This window comes from Pseudomonas sp. UBA6699 (genome assembly GCF_002454615.1).
Classification (GTDB): domain Bacteria; phylum Pseudomonadota; class Gammaproteobacteria; order Pseudomonadales; family Pseudomonadaceae; genus Aquipseudomonas; species Aquipseudomonas juntendi.
The window spans coordinates 1-15,038 of record NZ_DKJF01000103.1; the positions used below are offsets into that span (position 1 = coordinate 1).

Annotated in this window: 15 protein-coding genes; 12 read left to right on the top strand and 3 right to left on the bottom strand. The window is 63.7% G+C overall.

Annotation, left to right across the window (positions count from 1 at the left end; all coding sequences use genetic code 11):
- Nucleotides 1-257: hypothetical protein (locus B3361_RS20185; RefSeq protein WP_286920333.1), on the top strand; the 257-nt coding region annotated here is incomplete at its 5' end.
- On the opposite strand, the gene B3361_RS20190 is transcribed toward B3361_RS20185, so the two are convergent.
- Nucleotides 250-1,896, bottom strand: a complete 1,647-nt coding sequence (locus B3361_RS20190) for a Na+/H+ antiporter (protein WP_029885076.1) — start codon at nt 1,894-1,896, stop codon at nt 250-252. The two genes, B3361_RS20185 and B3361_RS20190, sit on opposite strands and share 8 nt — an antisense overlap.
- A gap of 248 nt (nt 1,897-2,144) precedes the next feature.
- Between B3361_RS20190 and B3361_RS20195 the strand changes: the two genes are divergently transcribed.
- The 6 genes from B3361_RS20195 to B3361_RS20220 all read left to right on the top strand — a co-directional run bounded on the left by B3361_RS20195 (nt 2,145) and on the right by B3361_RS20220 (nt 5,964).
- A complete protein-coding gene (locus B3361_RS20195; RefSeq protein ID WP_029885077.1) occupies nt 2,145-2,423 on the top strand; it encodes a type II toxin-antitoxin system RelE/ParE family toxin in 279 nt (92 codons plus the stop codon).
- Nucleotides 2,424-2,431: 8 nt separating this feature from the next.
- A complete protein-coding gene (gene graA / locus B3361_RS20200) occupies nt 2,432-2,731 on the top strand; it encodes a type II toxin-antitoxin system antitoxin GraA (protein ID WP_029885078.1) in 300 nt (99 codons plus the stop codon).
- Between the two features lie 125 nt (nt 2,732-2,856).
- Nucleotides 2,857-3,204, top strand: coding sequence for an ArsC family reductase (locus tag B3361_RS20205; protein WP_054881204.1), 348 nt, complete (start codon nt 2,857-2,859; stop codon nt 3,202-3,204).
- 31 nt (nt 3,205-3,235) lie between these two features.
- The gene (dapD, locus tag B3361_RS20210; protein ID WP_009686960.1) at nt 3,236-4,270 is read left to right on the top strand and encodes a 2,3,4,5-tetrahydropyridine-2,6-dicarboxylate N-succinyltransferase; all 1,035 of its coding nucleotides are present in this window, start codon (nt 3,236-3,238) and stop codon (nt 4,268-4,270) included.
- Between the two features lie 81 nt (nt 4,271-4,351).
- Nucleotides 4,352-5,557, top strand: coding sequence for a cysteine desulfurase (locus tag B3361_RS20215; protein WP_154211468.1), 1,206 nt, complete (start codon nt 4,352-4,354; stop codon nt 5,555-5,557).
- On the top strand, nt 5,554-5,964 hold the full coding sequence (locus tag B3361_RS20220) for a SufE family protein (protein ID WP_125920129.1): 411 nt from the start codon (nt 5,554-5,556) through the stop codon (nt 5,962-5,964). The genes B3361_RS20215 and B3361_RS20220 overlap by 4 nt, the downstream gene beginning before the upstream one ends.
- A 71-nt stretch (nt 5,965-6,035) precedes the next feature.
- Here B3361_RS20220 and tcdA read toward each other — a convergent pair whose 3' ends face one another.
- A complete protein-coding gene (tcdA, locus tag B3361_RS20225; protein WP_009686964.1) occupies nt 6,036-6,845 on the bottom strand; it encodes a tRNA cyclic N6-threonylcarbamoyladenosine(37) synthase TcdA in 810 nt (269 codons plus the stop codon).
- Nucleotides 6,846-6,964: 119 nt separating this feature from the next.
- Here tcdA and B3361_RS20230 point away from each other — a divergent pair, with 119 nt between their 5' ends.
- From B3361_RS20230 to B3361_RS20245, 4 genes are all read left to right on the top strand, one after another.
- Entirely contained in the window at nt 6,965-9,556 is a 2,592-nt protein-coding gene (locus B3361_RS20230; RefSeq protein ID WP_029885084.1) for a glycosyltransferase, read from the top strand.
- A 94-nt stretch (nt 9,557-9,650) separates the two neighbouring features.
- Nucleotides 9,651-10,802, top strand: a complete 1,152-nt coding sequence (gene dapE / locus B3361_RS20235; protein WP_029885085.1) for a succinyl-diaminopimelate desuccinylase — start codon at nt 9,651-9,653, stop codon at nt 10,800-10,802.
- The gene (locus B3361_RS20240) at nt 10,802-11,614 is read left to right on the top strand and encodes a putative RNA methyltransferase (protein ID WP_029885086.1); all 813 of its coding nucleotides are present in this window, start codon (nt 10,802-10,804) and stop codon (nt 11,612-11,614) included. Before dapE ends, B3361_RS20240 begins: the two co-directional genes overlap by 1 nt.
- Before the next feature lie 17 nt (nt 11,615-11,631).
- Entirely contained in the window at nt 11,632-12,009 is a 378-nt protein-coding gene (locus B3361_RS20245) for a hypothetical protein (RefSeq protein ID WP_009686969.1), read from the top strand.
- Nucleotides 12,010-12,099: 90 nt separating this feature from the next.
- Here B3361_RS20245 and B3361_RS20250 read toward each other — a convergent pair whose 3' ends face one another.
- Nucleotides 12,100-12,309 (bottom strand): cold-shock protein, encoded by a 210-nt coding sequence (locus B3361_RS20250; protein ID WP_003252255.1) that lies wholly within the window; start codon nt 12,307-12,309, stop codon nt 12,100-12,102.
- Nucleotides 12,310-12,542: 233 nt separating this feature from the next.
- Here B3361_RS20250 and plsB point away from each other — a divergent pair, with 233 nt between their 5' ends.
- Nucleotides 12,543-15,029: a glycerol-3-phosphate 1-O-acyltransferase PlsB gene (gene plsB, locus B3361_RS20255; protein WP_029885087.1), complete on the top strand. Its 2,487-nt coding sequence runs from the start codon at nt 12,543-12,545 to the stop codon at nt 15,027-15,029.
- Nucleotides 15,030-15,038 lie beyond the last annotated feature (9 nt).

Genomic DNA, 15,038 nt, shown 5'->3' on the forward strand with positions numbered 1-15,038 from the left:
TTCTTCAGCCTGACGAGAATAACTTCTCCCGCCAGGTCAGTCACAACATACAAGGAGCGAGCGCAGCTCGCGATGCGCCGCGCGGGCGGCGCTCGATCTCACAGGCGCTGAAGATGCTGCGGCTACCCTTGCCAGAAACCATAGAATCTCCCACAGGTGAATCGCGCAGGCTTTTCAAATTTGCAGTAAAAACAGTTGCTCCTACCGGGGTAGGTGAGATACCTGTTGCTGCAAGGCAGCCCCAGCGCTTTATTTGACCTGGCCCAGGTTCGCCTCACTCATGTCCAGCTCGCCCAGCACCTGCCGTACCACTTCATCGCCCACCTCGTGCTGACGATGCAGGTTGTACAGCTCCAGCCGCTGCGCCCTTAGCGCCCGCAGGCGCAAGCGGCGCTCCAGCAAATCCATCTGCTCGGCCAGTGCCTTGGCTTCGGCCGTGTCGTTATAACTGTCCAGCTCAGCCCGGTACTCCGCCATCAGGCGCGCCTTCAGTTCCGTGGCCATGGTTGCCTGGTCTGCATCCTGCGGCGCATTGCTGTCGATCACTTCCTCCGCCTCCAGGGCATGGATCGCCGCTTCTGCCGTGCGCCGCCAGGCTTCCTGCACCTCCTGTTGCAAGCGCTCGTCGGCGCTTTTGGTCACCCCGCGCAGCAATAGCGGCAAGGCGATACAGGCGCTGACCAGCGATAGCAGGATCACCCCTGCCGCGATGAAAATCAGCAGGTCCCGTTCCGGGAACGCCTTGCCTGCCCCCATCAGCAATGGCACCGACATCACACCCGCCAGGGTCACTGCACCCCGCACGCCGCCGAAGGTCAGCAGCCAGCAGGAGCGCGCCGTAGGCACCAGCACCAGCGCCGGCTTACCGCGCCAGCGGCGCAGCACGCCGATCGCGCGCCAGATACTCTGCACCCAGATGAAACGCAGCAGGATCAGCGCGGCAAAAATCGCCAGCACATCCAGGCAGCGGTAGGCCAGGGTCGGCCACACGGTGGTTTCGTGGCTGACCACAGCCTTGATGATGTCCGGTAACTGCAGGCCCAGTAGCAGGAAAATCAGGCCATTGAAGGCGAACTCCAGCAGCGACCAGACGCTGCGGTTGAGCAGGCGGGTGCTGGTCTGGCGTGGCAGCAGGTCGAGCCAGCTCTGCATCATGCCGGCGGCCACTGCCGACAAAATGCCCGACACGCCCAGGCGCTCGGCCAGTACATAAGCCGCGAACGGCAACAGCAGCATGAACACGACATGGGTCGCAGGGTCGTCCCAGCCCCGGGTGATCATCCACATGCGCAGGCGGCCGATCAGCCAGCTCAGGGCCACGCCCACTGCCAGGCCCCCCAGTGCTACCAGCACGAAGCTGAAGCTGGCGTCGGCCAGCGAGAAGGCCCCGGTGATTGCCGCCGCCAGGGCGAACTTGAAGGTCACCAGGCCAGAGGCGTCGTTCATCAGCGCCTCGCCCTGCAGCATATGCATCAGCGGGGTGGGCAGGCGGTCTTGGGTAATGGCCGATACGGCGACGGCGTCGGTCGGCGACAACACGGCGGCCAAGGCGAAGGCCACCGGCAGCGGGATGCTGGGCATCAGCCAGTGAATGAAGTAACCGGCTCCGACCACAGTGAACAGCACCAGCCCTACCGCCAGCGCTACCACCGGCCCTCGAAGGCGCCACAGTTCGCGCTTGGGAATCCGCCAGCCATCGGCGAACAGCAGTGGCGGCAGGAACAGAAACAGGAATAGCTCGGGGTCCAGCGCCACATGCAGGCCCAGGGTCGGCCACGCCAGCAAGGCGCCAGCGGCGATCTGCACCAGCGGCAAGGGCAGCGGAATCAGGCGACCGACCAGTTTCGACAGGCTGACCAAGGTCAACAGGATGAGGACGGTGTAGGCGGACTGCATCCGGTAAGGCTTCCTTTGTGAACCAGAAACGACAACAGGGCGAAACATCGCCATTGAAACAATATGTTAGCGGCGATCGGCGAACCAGGGCCGCTGCACGATAGTCGCAGGTGGCGGATGAATATGTAACATGATGATACCCAGCAATCATGGCCGGCGTTACCCGAGCAACGTGCAGCGAAGCCCTTGAACTACCGCGATGAAGTCGTATAATCAAGCGTAACGAATAACGTTATGCATTCAATCTCATGATTCAAAGCTTCAGCTGTGCCGACACGGAAGCACTATTTGTTACTGGAAAAACGCGACGTTGGTCAGATATCAAATCAGTCGCGGAGCGCAAACTGGCCATGCTCGATGCCGCAACAGAGCTGCGAGACCTGCGATCGCCACCTGGCAACCGCCTCGAGGCGTTGAGCGGCAACCGTGCCGGTCAGCACAGCATTCGCGTCAATGACCAATGGCGCTTGTGCTTCACCTGGACCGACAACGGGCCGGCCAACGTTGAAATTATCGATTACCACTGAGGTGCATCATGCTCAAGAACGGTATGCGTCCAATCCATCCCGGTGAAGTCCTGCGTGAGGACTTCCAGAAAGAAATGGGCTTCAGTGCTGCGGCATTGGCCAGGGCGCTGGGCGTCGCCACTCCAACCGTCAACAATATCCTGCGCGAACGGGGCGGTGTTTCCGCCGATATGGCGCTGCGTCTGTCCATTTGCCTGGATACTACCCCCGAGTTCTGGCTCAACCTGCAGACCGCCTTCGATCTGCGCACCGCCGAACAGCGACACGGTGAAGAGATCATCGGGGCGGTACAGCGCCTGGTCGCCTGAACACGCCTTGATCAATAGACATGGACGTCTCAGGCGTGGCGCCGCGAGGTTGCTTCCCGCATAATCCCGCGACTGAAATCGAAAAACGGAGAGGTTGGGGCAACCTGTGATCCCCAATGCACACAATGACCTACACGCTCTACGGCATCAAAGCCTGCGACACCATGAAAAAAGCGCGTACCTGGCTAGAAGACCAGTCCATCGCCTACGAATTCCACGACTACAAGACCCAAGGCATCGACCGTGACAGCCTGAACCGCTGGTGCGACGAACACGGCTGGGAAGTCATCCTCAACCGTGCCGGCACCACGTTCCGCAAGCTGGACGACGCCAGCAAGGCAGACCTCGACCAGGCCAAGGCCGTCGAGCTGATGCTGGCCCAGCCGTCGATGATCAAGCGCCCGGTGCTCGACCTTGGCGCGCGCACGTTGGTCGGCTTCAAGCCTGACCTGTACGCCGCAGCCTTCGCCTGAGCCCCTACCCTATTTCGCACGAGGTAATCACATGTCCAATACCCTGTTCAGCCTGGCCTTCGGTGTCGGCTCCCAGAACCGCCAGGGCGCCTGGCTGGAAGTGTTCTACGCACAACCCCTGCTCAACCCAAGCGCCGAACTGGTCGCCGCAGTCGCGCCTGTTCTTGGTTACCAGGGTGGCAACCAGGCCATCGCCTTCAGCAACGCTCAGGCCGCCCAACTGGCCGAAGCGGTGAAAGGCGTGGATGCCGCCCAGGCCGCGCTGCTGACCCGCCTGGCCGAAAGCCACAAGCCGCTGGTCGCCACCCTGCTGGCCGAAGACGCTGCGCTGGCTTCGACCCCGGAGGCCTACCTCAAGCTGCACCTGCTGTCGCACCGCCTGGTCAAGCCACACGGCGTGAGCCTGGCCGGCATCTTCCCGCTGCTGCCGAACGTGGCGTGGACCAACCAAGGCGCGGTCGACCTGAGCGAACTGGCCGAACTGCAACTCGAAGCACGCCTCAAAGGCGAGTTGCTGGAAGTGTTCTCGGTGGACAAGTTCCCGAAAATGACCGACTACGTGGTCCCCGCCGGCGTGCGTATCGCCGACACCGCCCGTGTGCGCCTGGGCGCCTACATTGGCGAAGGCACCACCATCATGCACGAAGGCTTCGTCAACTTTAACGCTGGCACCGAAGGTCCGGGCATGATCGAAGGCCGGGTTTCCGCTGGCGTATTCGTCGGCAAGGGCTCGGACCTGGGCGGCGGCTGCTCGACCATGGGCACCCTGTCCGGTGGCGGCAACATCGTCATCAAGGTCGGCGAAGGCTGCCTGATCGGCGCCAACGCCGGTATCGGTATCCCGCTGGGTGACCGCAACACTGTCGAAGCGGGCCTGTACATCACTGCCGGCACCAAGGTGAACCTGCTGGACGAGAACAACGAACTGGTCAAGGTGGTCAAGGCGCGTGACCTGGCAGGCCAGACCGACCTGCTGTTCCGCCGCAACTCGCTGAACGGCGCAGTGGAATGCAAGACCCACAAGTCGGCCATCGAGCTGAACGAAGCATTGCACGCCCACAACTGAGAACCTTGCACGGTTTGAGGTGTTAACATCGGGTCTGGCGCCAACACGCCAGACCCGTTTTTCATTCCAGGCCCCGCGATCATGTTCCAGCCCTCCCCCTGGCGTGCCGATTTCCCCGCCATCGACGCCCTGCAACGGCAGCACCAGACCTACCTGGACAGCGCCGCCACTACCCAGAAGCCGCAAGCCTTGCTGGATGCCCTGGGCCATTACTACGCCCATGGCGCGGCCAACGTGCACCGCGCCCAGCACTTGCCCGGCGCACTGGCGACCCAGGCTTTCGAAACCAGCCGCAACAAGGTGGCCGCCTGGCTCAACGCCGCCGATGCCCAGCAAATCGTGTTCACCCATGGCGCCACTTCGGCGTTGAACCTGCTGGCCTATGGCCTGGAGCACCGCTTCGAGGCGGGCGACGAAATTGCCGTCAGCGCGCTGGAGCACCATGCCAACCTGCTGCCCTGGCAGCAACTGGCGCAGCGGCACGACCTGCGCCTGGTGGTACTGCCGCTGGACATTCACGGCCACATCGACCTGGACCAGGCCCTGCAGTTGGTAGGCCCACGCACCCGGGTACTGGCCGTCAGCCAGTTGTCCAACGTGCTGGGCACCTGGCAGCCCTTGCCTGCCCTGCTGGCCCATGCCCGTGCGCAAGGTGCCGTGACCGTGGTCGACGGCGCCCAGGGCGTGGTCCATGGGCGCCATGATGTGCAGCAGCTGGGCTGCGACTTCTATGTGTTTTCCAGCCACAAGCTGTATGGCCCGGACGGTGTCGGCGTGCTCTACGGCCGCAGCCAGGCTTTCGAGCTGCTGCGCCATTGGCAGTTTGGCGGTGAGATGGTGCAACTGGCCGACTACCATAGCGCCAGCTTCCGCCCGGCGCCGTTGGGTTTCGAGGCGGGCACCCCGCCCATTGCCGGGGTGATCGGCCTGGGCGCGACCCTTGCCTACCTGGCCAGCCTCGATGGCCACGCGGTCGCCGCCCACGAAAACAGCCTGCATCAGCAACTGCTGCGCGGCCTGGCCGACCGCGAGGGTATCCGGGTGCTGGGCACGCCACAGGCGGCGCTGGCCAGTTTCGTCATCGAGGGCGTGCACAATGCCGATATCGCCCACCTGCTCACCGAGCAGGGCATTGCCGTGCGTGCCGGGCACCACTGCGCCATGCCGCTGCTGAAGGGGCTGGGCCTGGAGGGTGCGATCCGTGTGTCGTTGGGCTTGTACAACGACAGCAGCGACCTGCAGCGCTTCTTCGACGCGCTGGACCAAGGCCTGGAGTTGTTGCGATGAGCCTGCCGGAACAGGCGCTACAGGCGCTGGCCGCGTTCGAACAGGGCAAGGGCTGGGAACAGCGTGCTCGCTTGCTGATGCAATGGGGCGACCGGCTGGAGCCGCTGGCTGCCAACGAAAAAACCGAGGCCAACCGGGTGCACGGTTGCGAAAGCCTGGTGTGGCTGGTGGCCGAGCAGGCCGATGGCGCATGGCGGTTCAAGGCCGGTAGCGATGCCCGTTTGTTACGCGGGCTGCTGGCCTTGTTGCTGGTGCGGGTGCAGGGTTTGACCAGCGGTGAACTGCTGGCGCTTGACCTGCGGGGGTGGTTCAGCCAGCTGGGGCTGGAGCGCCAGCTGTCGCCGTCGCGCAGCAACGGGCTGCATGCGGTGTTGCAGCGCATGGCAGAGCTGGTGGTCAAACGTTAACTGGGGTGGGGGCCAACATCGTTGGGGGCGCTGCGCGCCCCATCGCGACACGAGGCCGCTCCTACAGGGATTTACACGGGCTTGACCCGCTCCGATGGCCGTCGCGCACCGGCCACCAGTTTCTCTATCGCCTTGCTCGCTGCCACCATGCCAAAGGTGGCGGTCACCATCATCACCGCGCCAAAGCCGCCGGCACAATCCAGCCGCACGCCTTCGCCAACGAAGCTTTTCTGCAGGCACACGCTGCCATCGCCCTTGGGGTAACGCAGCTGCTCACTGGAAAACACACATGGCACGCCATAGTTGCGGCTGACATTGCGCGAAAAGTTGTAGTCACGCCGCAACGTGGAGCGGACCCGCGAGGCCAGCGGATCGTTGAAGGTCTTGTTGAGGTCGGCGATCTGGATCTGCGTGGGGTCGATCTGCCCGCCGGCCCCCCCGGTGGTGACGATGGCGATCTTGCGCCGGCGGCACCAGGCGATCAGCGCGGCCTTGGCCATGACGCTGTCGATGCAGTCGATCACGCAGTCCAGGTGTTCGGTGATGTACTCGACCATGGTGTCGCGGGTGACGAAATCGGCGACTGCATGCACCGTGCAGGCCGGGTTGATCGCCCGCAGGCGCTCGGCCATGACCTCGACCTTGGGGCGCCCCACCTGCCCTTCCAGGGCGTGGGCCTGGCGGTTGGTGTTGCTGACGCAGACATCGTCCAGGTCGAACAGGGTGATTTCGCCCACGCCACTGCGCGCCAGCGCTTCGGCCACCCACGAACCCACCCCGCCAATCCCGACCACCGCCACATGGGCCTGGCCCAGGCGTTGCAGGCCTTGGTCGCCGTACAGCCGGGCAACGCCGGCGAAGCGTGGATCTTCTGTACTCATGTTCATACCCCAAAAAACCGGCGCGCATTATATGCCAGCGAGCCCAAGGCCTGCACCGTTAGGAAATGGACTACTAACCCTGCTTTAATGTCCTATCACTTCGACAGAAATGGACGACAATGTCTTCACGTAAATTCGGCCTGAACCTGGTTGTGGTGCTGGCCATCGCTGCGTTGTTCACCGGCTTCTGGGCGCTGATCAATCGCCCGGTTTCCGCGCCCGCCTGGCCAGAACAAATCTCTGGCTTCTCGTATTCGCCGTTCCGCCTGGGTGAAAGCCCGCAAAAGGGCCAGTACCCCAGTGACGAAGAAATGCGTCAGGACCTGGAACAACTCAGCAAACTGACCGACAGCATCCGCATTTACACCGTGGAAGGCACCCAGGCAGACATCCCACGGCTGGCCGAGGAGTTCGGCCTGCGGGTGACACTGGGCATCTGGATCAGCCCCGACCTCGAACGCAACGAGCGGGAAATTGCCACCGCCATCGAGTTGGCCAATACCTCGCGCAGCGTGGTGCGCGTAGTGGTGGGTAACGAGGCGCTGTTCCGCGAAGAAGTGACACCGGAAAACCTCATCAAGTACCTGGACAGGGTACGTGCCGCGGTCAAGGTCCCGGTAACCACCAGTGAGCAATGGCATATCTGGAAGGAACACCCGGAGCTGGCCAGGCACGTCGACCTGATTGCCGCGCACATCCTGCCCTATTGGGAATTCGTGCCGATGAAAGACTCGGTGGAGTTTGTGCTCGACCGTGCCCGCGAGCTGAAGCAGCAGTTCCCGCGAAAGCCGCTGCTGCTGTCGGAGGTCGGCTGGCCGAGCAATGGCCGCATGCGCGGGGGCGCCGATGCCACCCAGGCCGATCAGGCCATCTACCTGCGCACCTTGGTCAACACGCTCAACCGCCGTGGCTACAACTATTTCGTCATCGAAGCCTATGACCAGCCCTGGAAGGCCAGTGACGAAGGCTCGGTAGGCGCTTACTGGGGCGTTTACAACGCCGAGCGCCAGCAGAAGTTCAACTTCGAGGGGCCCGTGGTGGCGATTCCGCAGTGGCGCGCCCTGGCGGTCGCGTCGGTGGTGCTGGCCATGATCGCGCTGATGGTGCTGTTCATCGACGGCTCGGCCTTGCGCCAACGCGGCCGGACCTTCCTGACGTTCATCACCTTCCTGTGCGGGTCGGTGCTGGTGTGGATCGCCTACGACTACAGCCAGCAATACAGCACCTGGTTCAGCCTGACCGTCGGCGTGTTGCTGGCGCTCGGCGCATTGGGGGTGTTCATCGTGCTGCTCACCGAGGCGCATGAACTGGCCGAGGCGGTGTGGATCCACAAGCGCCGCCGCGAGTTCCTGCCGGTACAGGCCGACAGCGCCTACCGGCCCAAGGTGTCGGTGCATGTACCGTGCTACAACGAGCCGCCAGAAATGGTCAAGCAGACCCTCGACGCCCTGGCCGCGCTGGATTACCCCGATTATGAAGTGCTGGTGATCGACAACAACACCAAGGACCCGGCCGTGTGGGAACCGCTCAAGGCCCATTGCGAGAAACTGGGCGAGCGGTTCAAGTTCTTCCACGTCGCGCCCTTGGCTGGCTTCAAGGGCGGCGCGCTGAACTACCTGATCCCGCACACCGCGCCAGACGCCGAAGTGATCGCGGTGATCGACTCGGACTACTGCGTCGACCGCAACTGGCTCAAGCACATGGTGCCGCACTTCGCCGACCCGAAAATTGCTGTGGTGCAGTCGCCGCAGGACTACCGCGACCAACACGAAAGTGCATTCAAGAAGCTGTGCTACAGCGAATACAAGGGCTTCTTCCACATCGGCATGGTCACCCGCAACGACCGTGACGCGATCATCCAGCATGGCACCATGACCATGACCCGGCGCAGCGTGCTGCAAGAACTGGGCTGGGCCGAGTGGTGTATCTGCGAGGACGCCGAACTGGGCCTGCGCGTGTTCGAAAAGGGCCTGTCGGCCGCTTATGCCCACAACAGTTATGGCCAGGGCTTGATGCCCGACACGTTCATCGATTTCAAGAAACAGCGCTTCCGCTGGGCATACGGTGCCATCCAGATCATCAAGCACCACGCCGGCGCCCTGCTGCGCGGCACGGGTAGCCAGCTGACGCGCGGCCAGCGCTACCACTTTCTGGCCGGCTGGCTGCCCTGGATCGCCGATGGCATGAACATTTTCTTCACCATCGGCGCGCTGCTGTGGTCGGCCGCGATGATCATCGTGCCGCACCGGGTCGACCCGCCACTGATGATTTTCGCCATCCCGCCGCTGGCGCTGTTCTTCTTCAAGGTCGGCAAGATCCTGTTCCTCTACCGGCGTGCGGTGGGGGTGAACATGAAGGATGCCTTCGCGGCGGCGCTGGCAGGGCTGGCGCTGTCGCATACCATCGCCAAAGCGGTGCTGTACGGGTTCTTCACCAGCAGCATGCCGTTCATCCGCACGCCAAAGCATGCCGACAGCCATGGCTTGCTGGTGGCGATTGCCGAGGCGCGCGAGGAACTGTTCATCATGCTGCTGTTGTGGGGCGCAGCGCTGGGTATCTACCTGGTGCAGGGGCTGCCGAGTTCGGACATGCGCTTCTGGATGGCCATGCTGCTGGTGCAGTCGTTGCCGTACGTGGCGGCACTGGTGATGGCGCTGCTGTCGTCGCTGCCCAAGCCTGCGCACAAGGCTGCCGAGGCGCAGCAGGCTTGAGATGTTGGGGGCGCTTGGCGCCCCTTTCGCGACTGGTTTGCTATAAGATAACGCCCCTCAGATTTCCCCGCCTTGCCTTGCCCCGGAGTTCCCCATGACGGCCCCTGCCGAGCTCTCGCCTACCCTTCAACTGGCCTGCGACCTGATCCGTCGCCCCTCCGTCACCCCCGTCGACGCCGATTGCCAGGCGCAAATGATGAACCGCCTCGGCGCCGTGGGCTTCCAGCTCGAGCCGATGCGCATCGAAGACGTCGACAATTTCTGGGCGACCCATGGCCAGCAGGAAGGCCCGGTACTGTGCTTCGCCGGCCACACCGACGTGGTGCCCACCGGCCCGGTGCAGCAATGGCAGCATGAACCGTTCGAAGCGCTGATCGACGCCGACGGCATGCTCTGCGGCCGCGGCGCAGCCGACATGAAAGGCAGCCTGGCCTGCATGGTGGTTGCCAGCGAACGCTTCGTGCAGGATTACCCCGACCACCGCGGCAAGGTCGCGTTCCTGATCACCAGCGACGAGGAAGGCCCGGCCCACCACGGCACCAAGGCTGTGGTCGAACGCCTCAAAGCACGTAACCAGCGCCTGGACTGGTGCATCGTCGGCGAACCGTCCAGCACCACCCTGCTGGGTGACGTGGTCAAGAACGGCCGCCGTGGCTCGCTGGGCGCCAAGCTGACCGTGCGCGGCAAACAGGGCCATGTGGCCTACCCTCACCTGGCGCGCAACCCCATTCACCTGGCCGCACCGGCCCTGGCGGAGCTGGCAGCCGAGCACTGGGACGAAGGCAATGCATTCTTCCCGCCGACCAGCTTCCAGATCTCCAACCTCAACTCCGGCACCGGTGCCACCAACGTGGTCCCGGGCGAGCTGACTGCGCTGTTCAATTTCCGGTTCTCCACCGAGTCCACCGTCGAAGGCCTGCAGGCGCGGGTGTCGGCGATCCTCGACAAGCACGAACTGGACTGGTCGATCGACTGGGCGCTGTCAGGCCTGCCGTTCCTCACCGAGCCGGGCGAGCTGCTGGGTGCCGTTTCGGCCAGCATCAAAAGTGTCACCGGCCGCGACACCCAACCGTCGACCAGCGGCGGCACGTCCGATGGCCGCTTCATCGCCACCCTGGGCACCCAGGTGGTCGAGCTGGGCCCGGTCAACGCCACCATCCACCAGGTGGACGAGCGGATTCTGGCCAGCGACCTCGACCTGCTGACCGAAATCTACTACCAGACCCTGGTCCGGTTGCTCGCCTGATGCTTGCCTGCCCCCTTTGCCAGGCGCCGCTGGCGCAAGTCGACAACGGCGTTGCCTGCCCGGCAGGCCACCGCTTCGACCGGGCCCGCCAGGGCTACCTGAACCTGCTGCCGGTGCAGCACAAGAACAGCCGTGACCCGGGTGACAACCAGGCCATGGTCGAGGCGCGTCGCGACTTTCTCGACGGTGGCCACTACGCGCCGGTGGCCCAGCGCCTGGCCGAACTGGCCGCCGAGCGCCAGCCCGGTTCGTGGCTGGACATTGGCTGCGGCGAGGGTTACTACACCGCGCAGTTGGCCCAGGCCCTGCCCGCAGCCGACGGTTACGCCCTGGATATCTCCCGCGAGGCGGTCAAGCGTGCCTGCCGCCGCGCACCGGCTGTCACCTGGATGGTCGCCAGCATGGCCCGGGTGCCGCTGGCCGATGCCAGCTGCCAGTTCATCGCCAGCGTATTCAGCCCGCTGGACTGGGCCGAAGCCAAACGCCTGCTCAGCCCCGGCGGTGGCCTGATGCGGGTAGGCCCGACCAGCGGCCACCTGATGGAACTGCGCGAAGTGCTCTACGATGAAGTACGCCCTTACGCCGACGACAAGCACCTGGCCCTGGTCCCCGAGGGCATGGTCCATGCCCACAGCGAAACCCTGGCGTTGCGCCTGAGCCTGGCAGCCCCCAAAGCCCGCGCCGACCTGCTGGCCATGACCCCACACGGCTGGCGCGCCAGCGCCGAAAAACGTGCACGGGTAATCGACCAGCCCGAGCCGTTCGAGGTAACGGTTTCCATGCGTTATGACTATTTTGTGCGCCAAGACTGAGCACACCCGGAGCCCTTATGCGCCAACCTGATATCGAGATCTACCTGAAGGACGCCGACGTCGACCACAAACAGATTGCCGGGTGGCTTGCCCAGGCGATCGGCCCGTGCAGCGAATGGAAGCAGAAAGGCCAGACCTTCAAATGCCAGGCCGGTAACATTCCGGTCACTTGGTTACCGAAGGCTGTAGGGAAATGGAACAGCCTGTACCTGGAAAGCGACCAGACCCCCTGGGCCGACGATATTGCCTGCGCCCGCGCTGCATTCGCCGCACTGGGGGTGGAAGTACGCTGCGCACCGGGTGGCTGGGTCGAGGAAGACGGCGAGGAAGATGCCGACCGCTGGGTCCGCATCAGCGCCGACGGTGAAGAGGAAATCACCTGGCGTACGTCTTGAGCTTGAAGCTTCAAGCTGCAAGTTTCAAGAAGGCTCGCATCAGGCTGCAAGTACACGGTCACTTGCAGCTTGAAGCTTATAGCTTAAGGCTCAGAGGCCTACCACGTCTTCGGCTTGCAGGCCTTTCTGGCCCTGCACGCAAGCGTATTCAACCCGCTGCCCTTCGACCAGGGTACGATGCCCCTCACCGCGAATCGCCCGATAGTGGACGAATACATCCGCACCACCTTCGCGCTGAATGAAGCCATAACCCTTGGCATCGTTGAACCACTTTACATTCCCAGTCTCACGAGACGACATCTGAACTACTCCGGTTTTTTATTGTGAAGATCGCCGTGCAGGCATGGGCTTACCTGCCCCGTGCCAACGCCGCTTGCCGAAATAACCTGCAAGTGGCAGGCCGAGTATATGCCACAGCACAAAAAAAATTGATGACGGTCCCGCTGTTGGCCGATTTTTGCTGAACTTACGCACATACGGCAGACTAATTAACTGGATACTCACCTGAACATCACACCCAGGGCACACACCCCATGACCCGTTCCCCCCTGCGCCGCCTGATTTTCGGCGCCCTGCGTCGCCTGTTGTACCTGTGGGTGCGCTCCGAAACCATCAACCAGTCGGCCATGTCGTTGAACCTGGACCGCAGCCGGCCAGTGATCTACGCCTTGCCTACGCCGGCGCTCACCGACCTGGTCGTACTCGACCACGAGTGCACCAAGGCAGGGCTGCCGCGCCCGGTGCTGCCGGTAACGGTCGGTCCGCTGCAGGAACCCGCCGCGTTCTTCTACCTGACCCCCGACCCCGACTGGCTGGGCCGCCAGGACAAGCGTGGCGCCCCGCCCACCCTCGAGCGCCTGGTAGCTGCCGTTACCCGGCATGCCGAGGAAGATGCGCAGATCATTCCAGTCAGCGTGTTCTGGGGCCAGACCCCGGCCAGCGAGTCCAGCCCGTGGAAACTGCTGTTTGCCGACAGTTGGGCAGTGACCGGGCGTTTGCGGCGGCTGCTGACCGTACTGATACTCGGGCGCAAGACCCGCGTGCAGTTCTCTGCCCCCATCCACCTGCGCGAACTGGTGCAGCACAACAAAGGCCACGAACGCACTGTGCGCATGGCCCAGCGCCTGATGCGCGTGCATTTTCGCAACCTCAAGACCGCGGTCATCGGCCCCGACCTTTCGCACCGCCGCAACCTGGTCAAGGGGCTGGTTCATGCACCGCTGGTGCGCCAGGCCATCGCCGAGGAGGCGCAGCGCGAAAACCTGCCGCTGGCCAAGGCCGAAGCCCAGGCCTTGCGCTACGGCAACGAGATTGCCTCTGACTACACCTACACTGCCATCCGCTTCCTGGAAGTGGTGCTCAGCTGGTTCTGGAACAAGATCTACGACGGCATCAAGGTCAACCACATCGAGCAGGTGCAGGGCATCGCGCCCGGCCACGAAGTGATCTACGTGCCCTGCCACCGCAGCCATATCGACTACCTGCTGCTGTCGTACCTGCTGTTCCGCAACGGCCTCACGCCACCGCACGTGGCCGCGGGCATCAACCTCAACATGCCGGTGGTCGGCAACCTGCTGCGCCGTGGCGGGGCGTTCTTCATGCGCCGCACCTTCAAGGGCAACCCACTCTATACCGCGGTGTTCAACGAATACCTGCACACCCTGTTCACCAAGGGGTTCCCGGTGGAGTACTTCGTCGAAGGCGGCCGTTCCCGTACCGGGCGCATGCTGCAACCGCGCACCGGGATGCTGGCCATTACCCTGCGCAGCTTCCTGCGTTCGTCGCGCACGCCTATCGTGTTCGTGCCGGTCTACATCGGCTATGAGCGCGTGCTCGAAGGCCGCACCTACCTGGGCGAGCTGCGCGGTGCCAGCAAGAAGAAAGAGTCGATATTCGATATCTTCAAGGTGTTCGGCGCGCTGAGGCAGCGCTTTGGCCAGGTGTCGGTCAACTTTGGCGAGCCGATCCGCCTGGCCGGCTTCCTCGACGACCAACAACCCGGCTGGCGTGAGCAGGAGCATGGCCCGCAATACCGCCCGGATTGGCTTAACGCCACTACCCATCGCCTGGGTGAGACCGTGGCCCGCCACCTCAACGAGGCGGCGGCCATCAACCCGGTCAACCTGGTGGCCATGGCATTGCTGTCCACCAGCCGCCTGGCCCTGGATGAACGCGCCCTGGTCCGCGTGCTCGACCTGTACCTGGCCCTGCTGCGCCAGGTGCCCTACTCGCCGCACATCACCCTGCCCGAGGGTGACGGCCAGGCCCTGATCGAACACGTGCGCGGCATGAACCTGGTCGCCGAGCAGAAGGACGCCCTGGGCCGCATCCTGTACCTGGACGAAGGCAATGCGGTGCTGATGACCTACTACCGCAACAACGTGCTGCACATCTTCGCCCTGCCGGCGCTGCTGGCCAGCTTCTTCCTCAGCAGCTCGCGCATGAGCCGCGAACTGTTGGGGCAGTATGTGCACGCGCTGTACCCGTATTTGCAGGCCGAACTGTTCCTGCGCTGGGCGCCGCAGCAATTGGACGACGTCATCGACCAGTGGCTGGCGGCGCTGGTCGAGCAAGGCCTGCTGCGCCAGGACAACGACATCTATGTGCGCCCGCCGCCGAGCTCGCGGCAGTTCGTGCTGCTGACCCTGCTGGCCCGCACCATCACCCAGACGCTGCAGCGTTTCTACATGGCCACATCCCTGCTGCTCAACAGCGGGCAGAACAGCCTCAGCGCCGAAGCGCTGGAAGACCTGTGTGTGATAATGGCCCAGCGCCTGTCGATCCTGCATGGCCTGAACGCCCCGGAGTTCTTCGACAAGACGCTGTTCCGCCACTTCATCCAGACCTTGCTCCAGCAAGGCGTGCTGCATGCCGATGCCCAAGGCAAGCTGGGTTACCACGACAAGCTCGGCGAACTGGCCGAGGGCGTGGCCAAGCGCGTGCTGTCGGCCGAGCTGCGCCTGTCCATCCGCCAGGTGGCGCTGCATCGCGACGAGCCTTCAGACGTGGTGCAAGGGTAGCTTTTCTGT